The sequence below is a fragment of the Paraburkholderia sp. BR10872 genome (genome assembly GCF_040965835.1).
GTDB classification, from domain to species: Bacteria; Pseudomonadota; Gammaproteobacteria; order Burkholderiales; family Burkholderiaceae; genus Paraburkholderia; species Paraburkholderia nodosa_A.
Window position 1 is genome coordinate 39430 of sequence record NZ_JBFRCN010000024.1, and the last position, 15732, is coordinate 55161.

The following is a 15732-nucleotide window of genomic DNA, read 5'->3' on the forward strand; positions in this document are numbered from 1 at the left end:
CCCATCGCATCACGTTGCATCACCCACCCAACCGGAACGGAGAGTCACCATGAGCACGCAAGCCAACACCAGCAAAGTCGCGATCGTCACCGGCGCTTCCCGCGGGATCGGCGCATCGATCGCCAGACGCCTCGCGGGCGAAGGCATCGCAGTCGTCGTCAACTACGCCGGCCGCGCCGCAGACGCCAATGCGGTCGTGGAGGACATCAAGGCCGCGGGCGGTCGCGCCGCGGCGATTCAGGCAGACGTGGCCGTGCCCGCCCAGGTGGCCGCAATGTTCGACCAGGCCATTACGCTCTTCGGCGGCGTGGATATCGTGGTGAACAACGCGGGCATCATGCAGCCGGGCCTCGTCAATCTGGCCGATACCGATGACGCCCTGTTCGACCGGCTCGTCGCGATCAACCTCAAGGGCACCTTCAATACGCTGCGCATTGCCGCGAAGAAGCTGCGCCAGGGCGGCCGCATCGTCAACTCTTCGAGCAGCATCCAGGCGCTCGCGCTGCCGGGCTACTCGGTGTACGCCGCCACCAAGGCTGCCGTGGAAGCGATGACCAACATCTTCGCCAAGGAACTGCGCGGCCGCAATATCACGGTGAATGCGGTCGCCCCCGGGCCTACCGCAACCGAACTGTTCCTCAAGGACAAGACGCCCGAGCAGATCGAACGCCTCGCAAAGATGCCGCCGCTCGAACGGCTCGGCCAGGCGGACGACATCGCCGAGGTGGTCTCGTTCCTTGTCGGCAACGGCGCAGGCTGGATCGACGGTCAAACGATCCGTGTGAACGGCGGCATTGTTTGATGTCCTGATCAAGCGTTTCATGACGAACAAGGAGCCCATCATGAAGAAGGTCATTGTCGTTACCGGCGCATCGAGCGGTTTTGGCCGCCTCGCTGCCGAAGCACTCGCGAGCGCCGGTCATACCGTCTACGCGTCCATGCGCGCGAGCGCCGGGCGCAACGCCCCGGTCGTCGCGCAGATGGCGGAATTTTCGCTGCACAAGGGCGTGGATCTGCGCACCGTCGAACTCGACGTGCAGTCACAGGCGTCCGTGGACGCGGGCATCGCCCGCGTAATTGCCACAAGCGGGCGTATCGATGTGATCGTCCACAACGCGGGCCACATGGCCTTCGGGCCGGCCGAAGCGTTCAGCCCGGAGCAGTATGCACACCTGTACGACATCAACGTGCTGGGCACGCAGCGGGTGAACCGCGCGGTGCTGCCGCACATGCGCGAGCGGCGGGAGGGCCTCGTGGTGTGGGTGTCGAGCAGCAGTTCCGCGGGCGGCACGCCGCCTTATCTCGCGCCGTATTTTGCGGCGAAGGCCGCCATGGATGCGATTGCGGTGCAGTACGCACGCGAGCTTGCGCGCTGGGGCATCGAAACGTCGATCATCGTGCCGGGCGCCTTCACCTCGGGCACGAATCACTTTTCGCATGCGGGCAGCCCGGAAGACAAGGGCGTCGTCGCCGCCTATGAAGCCGGCCCCTATGCCGGGTTCGGCGAGCAGATCCAGGAGGCGTTTGCCGCCATCGTGCCGCCGCAAGCCGACGTGGGCCTCGTGGCCGAGGCGATCGTCGATGTGGTCGATGCCCCCTTCGGGAAGCGGCCCTTCCGGGTGCACGTGGACCCGACCCAGGATGGCGCGGACGTTGGCTTTGCCGTACTGGACCGCGTGCGGGCGGAGATGCTGCATCGCGTGGGCCTCTCCGACCTGCTCGTGCCGCGCGGGCACGGCGACGCGTGATGCCACCGGCGGCGGGCGGCGGGGCGCGCTTACTCCGTGAGGCACTCCGACGCCTCGAGCCCGCGCAATGCCGCTTCGAACTCCTCGACAGGAATCGGGCGGCAGAACAGATAGCCCTGATACGCGTAACACCCGGCCGAGGCGAGGAAGGCGCGCTGCTCTTCGGTCTCGACCCCTTCGGCGATCACGCCGAGGCCCAGGCTGTGCGCGAGCGCCACGATGGTGCGGGCGATCGCGGCGTCGTTCGGGTCGACGAGGACATCGCGCACGAAGGATCGATCGATCTTCAGTTGAGCGAGCGGCAGGCGCCTCAAATACGAAAGCGACGAATAGCCGATGCCGAAGTCGTCGAGCGCGAAGACGACGCCGTTCGCCTTGAGCGCCTCCATCTTCTCGATGATCTCCTGCACGTTGTCGACCAGCACGCTTTCGGTCAACTCGAGCTTGAGCCGGTCCGCTCTTGCGCCAGTCTGTTCGAGCGTGGCCAGCACGCTTTGCACGAAGTCGGGCTGGTGCAGCTGCTGCGCGCTGACGTTGACCGCAATGGTCAGATGCTCCGTGTCGGGCTGCGTGGCCCAGCGCGCCAGCTGGGTGCAGGCCGCGCGCAGCACCCAGCTGCCCAGCTCGGCGATGAGCCCGGTTTCCTCGGCCACGGGAATGAAATCGGCCGGGTACACGAGCCCGCGCAGCGGATGACGCCAGCGTACCAGCGCCTCGACGCCGGTGACCCGGCCGCTGTCGATCTGCATCTGGTAGTGAAGCACGAACTCTTCGTTCTCGATGGCTTCGCGCAGTGCCGCTTCGAGCGCGGCACGTTCCACCACGACCGTCTGCATGTCGGGGTCGAAGAGGCGCACCGCGTTGCGTCCGCGTTCCTTGGACTTGTACATGGCGAGGTCGGCCTGCTTCATGAGGTCGTCTGTCGTCGCCTGCAAGCCCTTGAATACGGTTGCGCCGATGCTCGCCGTGCTGCGGTAGTCGATCTCGTCGAGTCGATAAGGATTCCCGAGCACGGCGAGAATCCGCTCGCCCAGGGCCTCGGCCTGGCGGGCCGCTTCGCAGGGAACGGGGTTCAGGTTCCCCACCACGACGACGAACTCGTCGCCGCCCACGCGCGCCACGGTGTCGCCCGCGGGTATGCTCGCCGCCAGGCGTTTGGCCACTTCCTGCAGCAGCAGGTCGCCCTTGTCGTGACCCAGTGTATCGTTCAGCGTCTTGAAGTGATCCAGATCGATGAACAGCAGGGCGCCGCTCGTGCCGTTTCTTGCGCTGTCGGTCAGGGCGTCTTTCAGGTTGTCGAGCAGCAGCGTGCGATTGGGCAAGCCGGTGAGCGCGTCGTAGAAGGCCAGCTCCTTGATGCGCTGGTCGGCGATCTTGCGCTCGGTGATGTCGCGCCCGCTCGTGCGGAAACCGATGAAGTCGCCTTTCGAGTCGGTAATCGGCACCCACGAGGCGCAGAGCCACATGAGCGAGCCGTCTTTGCGCACGCAGCGGAACTCCAGATTGTCGCCACGCGAGCCCAGTTGCGCGCCCCGGAACTCGGGCGCGACGTAGGAGGCATCGCCCGGATAGATCACGGTGCAGGCGAAGTCGCTCATGGCCATGCATTCGTCGACGGTATAGCCGATGTACTGCTCCACCGCCGAATTGATCCAGCGCGGCTTGCCTTCCGGCGACCACCAGATTTCCCAGTTGACCGTACAGTCCGCAATGGCGCGGAATTTTTCCTCGCTTTCGCGCAGTTCCTTCGTCATCGACGAGGCAAGACGTATCGCGCGGCTGCGGCCCGTCATCATGAGGCGCGTGAGCAGCGCGAGCAGCAGGCTCAGACCCGTTCCGGTGATTGCGATGAGCGTTGCCGCGTCGCGGCCGAAGCGCGCCTTGAAGCCGTCGCGCGCCATCAGCTTGAGCATCCAGTCGTGTCCGCAGACCACCAGATATTCGGTTGCCGAAAGATCGCTGGGCAGGTGAGGGGCCGGGGCACCCGACGTTCTGTAGAGCAACGCGTCCGGCGACGATTCCACGCCGTCGTAGATGGAGACCGAAAGGCCGGGCGGTTCCTCGCCGTAAAGGCTGGCAATGACGTCGTGCATGCGAAAGGACGCATAGACCCAGCCTACCAGCTGCGCCTGGCGTTCCGTGGCGTTTTCCGGCGCGGAACCGCGTGCGTAGACGGGCATGTACATCACGAAGCCGGGGTCGGCGCCGGGATCGGTGTCGACCGAGAGGCGCACCTTTCCTGAAATGGTCGCCATGCCGGTGTCGCGCGCCTGCTCCATGGCGCGCCGGCGCACCGGGTCGGCCCAGGCGTCGAAACCGGGCGCCGCGCGGTTGGCGCCGATATACGGCTCGCGCTGGATGATGGGTGCGTAGTTCGCGCGCGGACCGTCGGGCTCGATCGAGTAGCCCGGCACGCCGCGCTGCTGCATGGCCGCGATATGTGCGGCCTTTTGCGTTTGCGGCACCCACGCGACGATGCCGATGGCCTGGATGCCGGAAAAGTTGGCGTCGAGAGTGAGTGTATTGACGTACGCCCGGAACGCGTCGCGATCGACCTCGCCGGTGGCGGCAAAGAGGCTCTGCACGCCGCGCAGCAACAGCTGGTAAGTGCCCATGCGCTGTTCGATGCGGCTCACGACGTCGCCGAGTGAGTAATCGAACTGCGTCAGCAGTTCGTGGCGAGCCGCTTCCCGCTCGTGGTTCCAGAGCGTCCAGGTCACGCCGAGCGCGGCGGCGAGAACCAGTAGCGGGAGCAGAACGAGGCGCGTCCGGGTCATGGCGGCGTCTAGAAGGGGACCATCGAATCGGCGAGGTCAGGCTTGAAATACTTCGTGAAGATGCGCCGCACCGTGCCGTCCGCGATCATTTCGTTGACGAGGGCGCGCCACTTGTCCCGCTCCTCGGGCGAAAGCGCCTTCTTCGACATGATGAGTCCATGCGGAATGGGTGGATCGTCGAACTCCACGATATTGGTCACGCTCCGAATCTTCGCTTCATCGATGGCGGGATAATCGAACGGCTCGATGATCATTCCCTGAATGCGGCCAAGGATCAGCGCCTGGTAAAGCGGCTCGAGGCCCCCGGCCTGACTCACGCGGTTTTCGGCCGAGAGCGAATCGACCAGCCGGTTGGCCGACTCGCTATAGCGGAAGCTGCGGATCACGCCGAGCTGAAACTTGTCGTTGTGCTCGAAATCGGCCAGTTGATGAATGCCTGAATCCTTGCGAACCAGCAGATAGTACTTGTTGCTGAAGTACCAGGCAAAATCCGCGTATTGATTGCGCTCTTCGTTGGCAATGCCCGACAGACTGAAATCGAGCGCGCCCGATTCGATGAGCTTCCAGATGCGTGCGCGCGACATCAGGCTCACGCGAATCTGGCAGCCGCTGCGCCGCGCGAGGGCGTCAGCGAAGTCCTTGTCGATTCCCGTGTCGGTGTCGACGGAGTAGAGCAGCCCGTGATCGTGTAAGGCGAGCGTAAATGAGCGCGAGCAGTCGGGGCCCGCGGCAACCGCGGTGCCAATGCAACCGAGCGCGAGCAGCAGGCCGCCAAGGCAGGTTCGAATCACAGCGTCTCCGTTGCGTGTCAATGGCCCGATAGCGGTGCACTGGGCGGAAAACAAACTCCACGTCTTATCGGCAGCGTGCTTCAATTCTTGAGACAATTCCAATTGTTTTTTTTGCACGCTTTTCGTGCGGGCGCTGGGGTGTTCAGGTGGGACGATTGCCCGTGACCGCCAAGCGCAGAGGCCAAAAAAAAGCGCCGGCGCAAGGCCGACGCAATTTTCAAAACGGGTTCGTGTAAGGAGGGCCCAGCCGGAAGGTGGTGGAAGGTGGCCCTCGCAACGGACGATCTAGCCGATTCGCATAACGTTCAGTTCTCTTCCACCGGGTCGCGGTTCAGCATGCTTTGCGGAATCGACAGAATCAGAACGCAACTCACGAGCAGACAGGCGCCCAGCGCATAGGTGCCGTTGTTGATGTCGCCGGTCAGATCCTTCGCCACGCTGGTGATCATGGAACCCGTGAAGCCGGAGAGATTGCCGACCGAGTTGATGAGCGCAATACCGGCCGCCGCGGCCGTGCCTGAGAGAATCTGCCCTGGGAACGTCCAGTAAATCGGCATGAGCCCGAGAATCGCGCAGGTGGCGATCGTCAGGAATACGATCGAGAGCGGCACGTTGTGCGCGAAGAGTGCGCTCAGAATCAGGCCGCCGCCGCCGATACAGGCCGGAATGGCCGCATGCAGGCGGCGCTCGCCCGTCTTGCGCGAGTGTGACGCATTCCAGATCATGGCGACGACGGCGCTGAGATAGGGAATGGCGGTCAGCAAGCCGATGTTGAACGTGCTCTTCACACCGGAAGCCTTGATGATGGAAGGCAGCCAGAATGCCAGGCCATAGAAGCCGGTATTGAAGGTCAGCAGGATGAACGTCAGCAGCCAGACACGCGGGCTTTTCAGCGCTGCCACGGCGCTATGCGTTTTTTTCGCGCTTTCCTGTTCGAGATTCTTTTGCAGCACGGCTTTTTCGGCGGCGCTCAGCCATGTCGCCGACTGAATGCCGTCGCCCATGCGCAGCAGCACCACGAAGGCGACGAGAATCGAAGGAATGCCCTCGAGCAACAGCATCCACTGCCAGCCGCCCAGGCCGAACAGTCCATGCGTGTTTTCCATCAGCCAGCCCGAGATAATGCCGCCGAGCGTGAGGCTCACCGGAATGGCGATCAGGAACCCCGACATCGCGACGCTCTGGCGACGCGCCGGAAACCAGTAGTTCAGGTAAAGAATGATGCCGGGGAAAAACCCCGCTTCGCAGACGCCGAGCAGAAACCGCAGGATGTAGAACATCGTCGAGGTCTGCACGTGAAAGAAACTCGCGAGCGGCGCGATAAAGGCGAGCGACGAAGACACGATGCCCCACGTCACCATGATGCGCGCGATCCAGAAACGCGCGCCATAGCGATGCAGGAGCAGATTGCTCGGCATCTCGAAGAGGAAGTATCCCCAGAAGAAAATGCTTGCGCCCACCGCATAGATACTGTCGCTCAAACCGAGCGAATCGAGCATCTGCAGCTTGGCAAAGCCGACGTTTACGCGGTCGAGGTAGGCGACGACATAGCACAGAAGCAGAAGCGGCAAGATGCGCTTCAGTACCTTGCGGTACAGCCGTTCTTCGGCTTCGTTGACGGCGGCCGGCGAGTCCGCAATCTGGGTCAGGGTTGGCATGGGATGTGTCTCCTTTCACATATGCCTTTGAACGCTCCCGGTACTGGGGAGGCGATTCCACGAGCTTCGTGGTGTGCTTGCTGGATCTCTGCGCTGGCTGTGAACAGCGCATTGTTTGTTATCGGTAACACAGCGGGCGCTAAATTAGCATGAGACGAGGCGCCACGGCAAGTCGGTCGCCAGCGCCGAAGTCGGGAAAACGCGTGGTCTCACCTGGTGCACAGGGCGCGTGCAAAGTGCTAAGATCCAGAAATGTTACCGATAACAAATGGCGCGGACCTGCGTGCCACATCGTCGAGACAAGGAACAAGCAAGTGAGTGATATGACCCAGCCCAACGCACGGCGCCTGCGCAGCCAGGAATGGTTCGACGACCCGGCCCATGCGGACATGACCGCGCTCTATGTCGAGCGCTTCATGAATTACGGTCTGACCCGGGAAGAACTGCAATCGGGCCGCCCCATCATCGGCATTGCGCAAACGGGGAGCGATCTCGCCCCTTGCAACCGTCACCATATCGAGCTGGCGGCCCGCACGAAGGCGGGCATTCGCGACGCGGGCGGCATCCCAATGGAATTTCCGGTCCATCCGCTCGCCGAGCAGAGCCGCCGGCCCACGGCAGCGCTCGACCGCAATCTGGCCTATCTGGGTCTCGTCGAAATTCTTCACGGTTTCCCGCTCGATGGCGTGGTGCTGACCACGGGCTGCGACAAGACCACGCCTGCTTGCCTGATGGCCGCGGCAACGGTCGACATGCCCGCCATCGTGCTGTCGGGCGGCCCAATGCTCGACGGCTGGCATAACGGCCAGCGCGTCGGGTCGGGCACGGTCATCTGGCATGCGCGCAATCTGCTGGCAGCAGGCGAGATCGACTACGAGGGCTTCATGGAGCTCACGACGGCCTCGTCGCCCTCCATCGGCCACTGCAACACGATGGGTACGGCGTTGTCGATGAACAGCCTCGCCGAAGCGCTGGGCATGTCGCTGCCCGGCTGCGCCAGCATTCCGGCCGCTTACCGCGAGCGCGGCCAGATGGCGTACGCAACCGGCAAGCGCATTGTCGACCTCGTGCGCTATGACATGCGGCCTTCGCGCATCATGACGAAAGAGGCGTTCGAGAATGCCATCGTCGTGGCCTCTGCGCTGGGTGCGTCGACCAACTGCCCGCCGCACCTCATCGCGATCGCGCGGCACATGGGCATCGAGCTGAGCCTCGAAGACTGGCAACGCGTCGGCGAACAGGTGCCGCTCATCGTGAACTGCATGCCGGCAGGCGAGTATCTGGGCGAGAGCTTCCACCGCGCGGGCGGCGTGCCCGGCGTGCTGCGCGAACTCGATCGCGCGGGTCTCGTGCATCGCGAATGCCTCACGGTATCGGGCCGCACCATCGGCGCCATCGCCGACGGCACGCCCGAGCCCGATCGCGAAGTCATCAGGACAACCGATGACCCGCTCAAGCATGGCGCAGGCTTCATGGTGCTCTCGGGCAACTTCTTCGACAGCGCGATCATGAAGATGTCGGTGGTCGGCGACGCCTTCCGGCAAACCTATCTGAGCGAGCCGGGTGCGGAAAACACCTTCGAGGCACGCGCCATCGTGTTCGACGGTCCAGAGGACTACCATGCACGCATCAACGACCCGTCGCTCGAAATCGACCAGCACTGCATTCTGGTGATTCGCGGCACCGGCACGGTCGGCTATCCCGGCAGCGCCGAAGTGGTGAACATGGCGCCGCCGGCGGAACTCGTGCGCCAGGGCATCACGTCGCTGCCCACGCTGGGCGATGGCCGACAGAGCGGTACGTCGGCGAGCCCGTCGATCCTGAACATGTCGCCCGAGGCGGCGGTGGGCGGCGGCCTCGCGCTGCTGCAAACAGGCGACCGCATTCGTGTGGATCTGAACGCGCGCAGCGTGAACGTGCTGGTCGACGAAGCCGAGCTGGCGCGCCGCCGCGAGACGGCGCACTTCGAGGTGCCGCCTGCACAGACGCCCTGGCAGGAGCTTTACCGCAAGACGGTGGGGCAATTGTCCACGGGCGGATGCCTCGAACCCGCCACGCTTTATCTGAAAGTGATCGCCGAGCGCGGCAACCCGCGCCATTCGCATTAACCGGACACTCAACTGGACGCACCATGACCTCGAACACCCCCTCAAACTGGCTTCCCGGCGATGTCGGGCAGGCGCTGCTCGTTGGCCGCGTGTGGCGCAAGGCAGGCGAGCATGAAGGCCCCTCCGTCGTGCTCGTGCGCAACGGCGAAGTCATCGATATCACGGCCAGCGCGCCGACCACCGCGGATCTGTTCGACCGCGAGGACCTCGCGCAATTCGCGCGCACCGTGAGCGGCGAATCGCTCGGCCCGGTGGAAAAGCTGATCGAAGCGAATCTGCCCGGCAGCGGGGAGCCAGCGCTGCGTCTGCTCGCGCCCAACGACGTGCAGGCCATCAAGGCCTGCGGCGTGACGTTCGCGGTGAGCCTGATCGAGCGCGTGATCGAAGAGCAGGCGGGCGGCGATCCCGCGAAAGCGCAGGAAGTGCGCGAAACCATCGCGGCCACGATCGGCACCGATCTCTCGAAGATCAAGCCGGGCTCGGACGAAGCGATGAAGCTCAAGGCGGAACTCGAGCGGCGCGGCGCGTGGTCCCAGTACATGGAAGTGGGCATCGGGCCCGACGCGGAAGTGTTTTCGAAGTCGCAGCCCATGTCAGCGGTGGGCTTTGGCGCGGCTGTCGGCTTGCTGGCCGCTTCGGTCTGGAACAACCCCGAGCCGGAAATCGTGCTGGCCGTGAACAGCCGCGGCGAGATTGTCGGCGCGACGCTCGGCAACGACGTCAATCTGCGCGACATCGAAGGCCGCTCGGCGCTGCTGCTCGGCAAGTGCAAGGACAATAACGCCTCGTGCGCGATCGGCCCGTTCGTGCGTCTGTTCGACGAGTCGTTCAGCCTCGACACGGTGCGCAAGACGAGCGTCGCGCTGCGCGTGGAGGGCACGGACGACGACTTCGTCCTGGAAGGCATCAGCCACATGAGCGAAATCAGCCGCGATCCGGCCGACCTCGTGGCGCAGACGTGGGGCCCGCATCACCAGTATCCCGACGGCTTCATGCTGTTTCTCGGCACCATGTTCTCGCCGATCAAGGATCGCGACACGCAAGGCGGCGGCTTTACGCACCACCTTGGCGACAAGGTCACCATTTCCGCGCCGGAACTCGGCGCGCTGATCAACACCGTGCAATTGAGCACGGCTCTCGCGCCGTGGAACTTCGGCGTGCGCGCGCTCTATCGCAATCTGGCCGCGCGCGGATTGCTGTGAGCCACTGAATCGGGAAACGCGACATGAACCAGTTCGACAATTACATCGGCGGCCAGTGGGTGCGCGGCGCTACGGCATCCACCAACATCAATCCCTCCAATCTCGACGACGCGATCGGCGAGTTCGCGCAGGCAGACGACGCGCAGACGCGCGACGCCATCGCCGCCGCGCGCAAGGCCTTTGCGCAATGGTCGCTCTCCACGCCGCAGCAACGCTTCGATCTGCTCGACCAGGTGGGCAGTGTCATTCTCGCGCGCAAGGCCGAGTTGGGCCGCGTGCTGGCGCGCGAAGAGGGCAAGACGCTGCCCGAGGCCATCGGCGAGGTGGGCCGCGCGGCGCAGATCTTCAAGTTCTTCGCCGGCGAGGCGCTGCGCCTTGGCGGCGAGATCGTGCCTTCGGTGCGGCCCGGCATGACCGTCGAGGTGACGCGCGAGCCGATCGGCGTGATCGGGCTCATTACGCCCTGGAACTTTCCGATCGCCATTCCCGCCTGGAAGATCGCGCCCGCGTTGGCCTATGGCAACACGGTCGTCATCAAGCCCGCCGACCTCGTGCCGGCCAGCACGTGGGAGCTCGTGAAAATCATTGCGGAAGCGGGCGCGCCGGCCGGCGTGATCAACCTCGTGATGGGGCGCGGCTCGGTGGTGGGCGAGGCGATCGTCAGCTCGCCCGATGTCGATGCCGTGAGTTTCACCGGCTCGGTCCCGACGGGCCGCGCGATCGGCGCGAAGTGTTTTGCAACGGGCAAGAAGTTCCAGCTGGAAATGGGCGGCAAGAATCCCATGGTCGTGCTCGACGACGCCAATCTCGACGTCGCCGTGGACGCCTGCATCAACGGCGCATTCTTCTCGACGGGGCAGCGCTGCACGGCGTCGAGCCGCCTCATCGTGACCGAAGGCATTCACGACCGTTTCATCGAAGCGATGAAGGCGCGCATGAAAACGCTGAAGACGGGCGACGCGCTGGCGGACGGCACGCATATCGGGCCGGTGGTGGACGACAAGCAGCTTCAGCAGGACGAGCGCTACATTGCGATCGCGCGTGAAGAGGGCGGCGAGGTGTACGGCGGCGAGCGTGTGGAAGGCGCCACGCGCGGCTACTTCCTTGCCCCCGCGCTGATCACCGGCACGACATCGCAAATGCGCATCAACCGCGAAGAAGTGTTCGGCCCCGTCGCCTCGGTCATCAAGGTGAAGGACTATCACGAGGCGCTCGCCGTGGCGAACGACACGGAGTTCGGTCTGTCGGCCGGCATCTGCACGACTTCGCTCAGTCATGCCAACCATTTCCGCCGCCATGTGCAGGCCGGCATGGTGATGGTGAACACCGCGACGGCGGGCGTGGACTATCACGTGCCGTTCGGCGGCCGCAAGGGTTCGAGCTACGGCCCGCGCGAGCAGGGCAGCTACGCTCGCGAGTTTTACACCACGGTCAAGACGGCGTACGTCAATCCGGGCGCAGTGTGAAGCCGCGCGGGCGGCGTACGGAAGACGCCGCCCGCGCCGGTGTTCAGATCATGCCGTGCACCACGGAGTGGGCGAGCCGCAGAAGATCGTCGAATTGCGTGACCAGTTCGAAACACACGAGAAATGTGAATGCGGCAGCCGCCCCGGGAAAGCGCACCATCAGGCGCAGAGCGGGCTCGGCGGTCCGCTTCCTGACTGCGTCGCGCGTCATCAGCCAGGTAATCACCACGCCGATTGCGGCGCCCGCGATCAAATCCGTGGGGTAGTGATAGCCCAGATACGCACGCGGCAGGCAGATAATGAGTACCACGTATAACATCACCAGCGCGCCGACCACACGCCATACCAGCAAGATCCCCATCGCAATCGCCACCCACAGCATGGCGTGATCGCTCGGGAACGAACTGAAGTCGGTGAGCCCGGCCGCCCGCAGCGACGACGAGGCGAAATGCAGATGCAGATCGGGATTGAATAGCGGCCGTTGGCGGAACGGCAGAAAACGCGCGAGGAGGCGTCCCACGGCGAGCGCGATCAGGCCGCTCGTCACCGTGGCGATCATCATCTCGCGCCGCCACTCGCGCCGCTCGTTCGGCTGAAACCAGATCCACCAGATGAGCGGGATGAGGAAATACCCCTTGAACGTATAGAGTCCCACCATCACCCGGATCGCATGATTGAGCAGTGGCGGCAGATCGACTTGGGTGAGGGCTCCCAGAATGACGGTATCGAAGCTGTTCATTTATTGTGGGCCATTCCGCTGACTTATTTACGAATGAGCAAGGCGGCCGGAAACGGAGGTCTCCGGCCGCCTTGGGGCCCGATGTTCCAGGCGCTAGCCATCGTAAGTTTCAATTCAGCGCGCATAGGTAAAGAATCGAAAGCAAGTGTAAATCGTGCTTGCTCCCCGCCCTCACTGCGCCGCAGCGGCAGGCATCGTCCTGTGCGGCGTGCCTGCCGGCCCGCTGTTACGCCCCGTCACATATCGTTTCGTTTCAAAACGAACCTTGCCGCACAACGTGTCCGTTATCGGGCATGACCCCACATCGTTTCGGGCGATTTGCCCGGTTTCATCGCCTAGCCAGGCAGCAGGGAGCCGCTGCGCAGCGGCGTGGCGCCTGCCACCCACGCCACTTCCATCCCCGCCGTGGCGAAGCGCGTGCGTTGGCGTGCGTACAGCATGCCGGTCACGGAGCTCGTGATCGTGACGACGCGATCGGTCAGCGGATCGACCACATCGGCAATCGGCTGACCCGGTTCGACCCTCACGCCAACCGGCGTGCGGAACACGAGCACGCCGGAGGCCGGCGCAATGAGCGTTTCGGCGCCCGCGAACGGCGTGGCCGCGTATTCGAGCGCAGGCAGCGGCGCGGGCGTGCCCTCGATCACACCGCGATGCGTGAGGTAGTTGACGATGGCGTTCGCGTCGCGTTCGGCGAAGTCGTAGCTCACGTCTGCCTGGCCGCGCAACTCGATCGTCACGGACACCGCACCGTTGGGAATCGGAAAGCGTTCGCCGTAGCGCTCGCGCAGCGCGGACCAGCAGAAGCTGTGAATCTCGTCGAAGGGACTGCCGTCCGAATTGAGCGCGAAGAGCGACGCCTTCGCTTCGAGATAGCGCGCGAGCGGCTCGACATCGGCCCACAGGTCGGGGTTCGTGTAGAGATGCATCGCACCTTCGAAGTCGCAATGCAGGTCGAGCACGACATCGGCGTCGTACGACAGGCGTTGAAGCGCAAGACGCTGCGAGCCGAGTTCCGTGGTGGGCGTCTGTTCGTCGAGCGCCTCGCGCATCGCAGCGCGCACGACGGCCACGTTCTGCTGTGCGTCGCCGCTCAGGCGAGAGCCGACACGCGGGAGCACGAGTTCGGCGAGATCGTGGAAGTGGCGGTTGAAGTTGGCCGCGGTGCCGCTTTCGAAACGGCCGAGCAGCTGACCGAGCAGGCGCTGATTGAGGCCGATAGGATTGGGCACGGGCACGACGACGACCTCGCCGCGCAGCTTGCCTGCGGCTTCGAGCGCGGCGAGGCGTTGGCGCAGGGCCCAGGCGACGAGCATGCCCGGCAGTTCGTCGGCGTGCAGCGACGACTGGATGTAGATCTTCTGTGCGCCGGTGGGGCCGTAGTGGAAGCTCGTAAGGTGCCGCGCGGTGCCGAGCGCCGGCGAAATGAGCGGATGGGTCTGGATCTGCATGATGGCGTGAGGACGGAAGTTGCGGGCGGCGGAAAGGGCAAAAGGCGCGGGAGTGTCCCGCGCCTTCGTCGCTAATCGTGTGCTCCGGTCAGACTCAGGAACCGTACACGTCGAATGCGAAGTAGCGCGATTCGATCTTCTTGTACGTGCCGTCCTTGAGCATGTCCGCGAGTGCCTTGTCGATCTTTGCCTTCAGGTCGGCGTCGTCCTTGCGCAGGCCGATGGCGGCGCCGTTGCCGAGAATGCCGCTGGGATCGCTCAGTTCGCCGTTCGTGAACGCGAAGCCTGCGCCGCGCGGGGTCTTCAGGAAGCTCAGGTCGGCTTGCACGGCGTCTTGCAGCGCGGCGTCGAGGCGGCCCGAGAGCAGGTCCGCATAGACCTGGTCCTGATCCTGGTAAGGCACGATCTTCACACCGTTCGGCGCCCAATTGGCTTTTGCGTAGGCTTCCTGGGTCGTGCCCTGTTCGACGCCGACCGTCTTGCCCTTCAACGAATCCGCCGTGGGCTGGAGGCTCGAGCCCTTCTTCGCGACGAGACGGCTAGGCGTGTGGAAGACTTTTGAGGAGAACGCGATTTGCGCTTCGCGCTGCGGCGTCATCGACATCGAGGAGAGGACGGCGTCGAACTTCTTCGCCTTGAGCGCCGGAATCATGCCGTCGAATTCGCTTTCCACCCACACGCACTTCGCGTTGATGCGTTTGCAGATTTCGTTGCCGACGTCGATGTCGAAGCCGACCAGCTTGCCGTCCGTGCTCTTCGATTCGAACGGGGGATAACTTGCGTCCACGCCAAAGCGGACGGTGGTCCAGTCCTTCGCACAGACCGAGGTGGCGACGGCGAGCATCGCAATGCACAGGGCAAACTTCTTCATTGACGTGGAGTCTCCAATATATCTTTCGACGCCGCCATGACGGATGGCGGCATGGTCAACAGCGGGCTGTCACGTCAGCCGTGTTGTATAGACAAGATAACGGCTCTCACATATTGAGACAACTAGGGTTTTTGCTGGCGGAAGGTGTAAACGTGCTGACACGTGCGCGGTGCACGTGGGAAAGGACGGCGGCAGGCGGATTGGAGCGTGCGTTGTAAGTGCTTATTGGCTAGACAACTTTGATGGGCCTAGCCTGGCATGGCCGAACAGGACTGCTGTCGCAGGGAGGGAGCGACGGACTTTGCACACGTAGGGAGAGGCAGGCGCGCGCATGAGGTTGCGCGCGCAACGAACAAGAGCTGGCGGGCGCGCCGATCAATCGTCGTCGCCGTGGTGATGTTCCCAGCCACGATGACGGCCGTGGTCGTGCCAGTGGTGTTCGCCTTCGTCGTGGTCGTAGCGGTAGTAGCCGTAGGCCGGGGCCGGTTCGTAAACCGCAGCGGGCGGTGCCGCATACACGACGGGCGGCGGTGCCTCGTACACCGGCTCGGGCGCGGCATAGACCGGACCGGGAACGCCGAGATAGACACCGATATCGGCATGGGCGGATGCCGCTGTGCTGACACACGTCCCTGCGAGTCCTGCGAGAAGATAAAACGTCAGGCGATTCATGATGATCTCTATTCCAGTCAACGGACGCGGTTGCGATGGAAGCGGATTCTAGTCGCTGGGCTTACGGACGGGATGCGCAGATTTGTCAATCGTGTAACCGCTGGTAAGGCCGCGCGAAAAAATAGCGAGCTTAAGGTTCTCATAAGGTAGTTGCGCGGATCTGAATGTCCGGTTGTGTGGGGCCGCCGCTTTGGGGCCATTACACGGTTATGCCTTTGCCATTACCCTACAGAGGTTGCTCGCGTCCGG

General features: G+C 64.0%; 12 protein-coding genes. 5 read left to right on the plus strand and 7 right to left on the minus strand.

Annotation, left to right across the window (positions count from 1 at the left end; genetic code table 11):
- The first annotated feature begins 49 nt into the window (after window positions 1-49).
- On the plus strand, window positions 50-802 hold the full coding sequence (locus AB4Y43_RS19745; RefSeq protein WP_368617372.1) for an SDR family oxidoreductase: 753 nt from the start codon (window positions 50-52) through the stop codon (window positions 800-802).
- 40 nt (window positions 803-842) lie between these two features.
- Entirely contained in the window at window positions 843-1748 is a 906-nt protein-coding gene (locus tag AB4Y43_RS19750; protein ID WP_069262445.1) for an SDR family oxidoreductase, read from the plus strand.
- A 29-nt stretch (window positions 1749-1777) separates the two neighbouring features.
- Here AB4Y43_RS19750 and AB4Y43_RS19755 read toward each other — a convergent pair whose 3' ends face one another.
- The 3 genes from AB4Y43_RS19755 to AB4Y43_RS19765 form a co-directional block, all read right to left on the minus strand.
- Window positions 1778-4525 carry an EAL domain-containing protein gene (locus tag AB4Y43_RS19755; protein WP_342948312.1) on the minus strand — a complete coding sequence of 916 codons (2748 nt, stop codon included), beginning with the start codon at window positions 4523-4525 and terminating at the stop codon, window positions 1778-1780.
- A gap of 8 nt (window positions 4526-4533) precedes the next feature.
- Window positions 4534-5316 carry an ABC transporter substrate-binding protein gene (locus tag AB4Y43_RS19760; RefSeq protein ID WP_069262347.1) on the minus strand — a complete coding sequence of 261 codons (783 nt, stop codon included), beginning with the start codon at window positions 5314-5316 and terminating at the stop codon, window positions 4534-4536.
- Window positions 5317-5621: 305 nt separating this feature from the next.
- Window positions 5622-6974: an MFS transporter gene (locus AB4Y43_RS19765; protein ID WP_368617373.1), complete on the minus strand. Its 1353-nt coding sequence runs from the start codon at window positions 6972-6974 to the stop codon at window positions 5622-5624.
- 323 nt (window positions 6975-7297) lie between these two features.
- Here AB4Y43_RS19765 and AB4Y43_RS19770 point away from each other — a divergent pair, with 323 nt between their 5' ends.
- Genes AB4Y43_RS19770 through AB4Y43_RS19780 form a run of 3 tightly spaced genes read left to right on the plus strand, consistent with a single transcriptional unit; the run spans window position 7298 to window position 11750 of the window.
- On the plus strand, window positions 7298-9082 hold the full coding sequence (locus AB4Y43_RS19770) for an IlvD/Edd family dehydratase (RefSeq protein ID WP_342948370.1): 1785 nt from the start codon (window positions 7298-7300) through the stop codon (window positions 9080-9082).
- 23 nt (window positions 9083-9105) lie between these two features.
- Window positions 9106-10284 (plus strand): fumarylacetoacetate hydrolase family protein, encoded by a 1179-nt coding sequence (locus AB4Y43_RS19775; RefSeq protein WP_342948310.1) that lies wholly within the window; start codon window positions 9106-9108, stop codon window positions 10282-10284.
- A gap of 23 nt (window positions 10285-10307) precedes the next feature.
- Window positions 10308-11750, plus strand: a complete 1443-nt coding sequence (locus AB4Y43_RS19780) for an aldehyde dehydrogenase family protein (RefSeq protein WP_342948309.1) — start codon at window positions 10308-10310, stop codon at window positions 11748-11750.
- A gap of 43 nt (window positions 11751-11793) precedes the next feature.
- Here the strand turns inward: AB4Y43_RS19780 and AB4Y43_RS19785 are convergent, their stop codons facing one another.
- From AB4Y43_RS19785 to AB4Y43_RS19800, 4 genes are all read right to left on the minus strand, one after another.
- Window positions 11794-12489 (minus strand): phosphatase PAP2 family protein, encoded by a 696-nt coding sequence (locus tag AB4Y43_RS19785; RefSeq protein WP_342948308.1) that lies wholly within the window; start codon window positions 12487-12489, stop codon window positions 11794-11796.
- Window positions 12490-12824: 335 nt separating this feature from the next.
- Window positions 12825-13940 (minus strand): succinylglutamate desuccinylase/aspartoacylase family protein, encoded by a 1116-nt coding sequence (locus AB4Y43_RS19790; protein ID WP_368617374.1) that lies wholly within the window; start codon window positions 13938-13940, stop codon window positions 12825-12827.
- A gap of 94 nt (window positions 13941-14034) precedes the next feature.
- On the minus strand, window positions 14035-14811 hold the full coding sequence (locus tag AB4Y43_RS19795) for an ABC transporter substrate-binding protein (RefSeq protein ID WP_342948306.1): 777 nt from the start codon (window positions 14809-14811) through the stop codon (window positions 14035-14037).
- A 375-nt stretch (window positions 14812-15186) separates the two neighbouring features.
- Entirely contained in the window at window positions 15187-15483 is a 297-nt protein-coding gene (locus AB4Y43_RS19800) for a hypothetical protein (RefSeq protein ID WP_069262339.1), read from the minus strand.
- Between the last annotated feature and the right edge of the window lie 249 nt (window positions 15484-15732).